Annotated in this window: 1 protein-coding gene; it reads right to left on the bottom strand. The window is 49.4% G+C overall.

All coding sequences use genetic code 11. The features are described 5' to 3' along the window. Positions 1 to 271 (bottom strand): ABC transporter permease subunit (locus ACY2RR_RS24515; RefSeq protein ID WP_490110821.1); only part of this gene is annotated, 271 nt, incomplete at both ends.

The raw sequence follows: 271 nt of genomic DNA, 5'->3' as shown, positions 1-271 counted from the left end.
CCAATGAACTGCTTTTAGCAATCGCCAGATATTCACTGGTCATAGGAGGCATAATCAACCGCATGGCATGTGGCAGGATTACTAGGCGCATAACATGACGTTCTTTCAAACCGAGCGCGCGAGCAGCTTCCCGCTGGCATTTGGAGACGGACTGAATGCCGGAACGGATAATTTCTGCGTTAAATGCGGAAAAATAAACAGTCCGGCAAGTAACCAGAGCCGTAAACTCCGGAGTCAGGCCGGTTCCACCCTTGAAGTTGAAACCTTTCAA

It is taken from the genome of Parendozoicomonas sp. 2304DJ65-17, from assembly GCF_058148445.1.
Note: the sequence above shows the minus strand (reverse complement) of the source record. Positions and strands in the feature narration are given on the sequence as shown.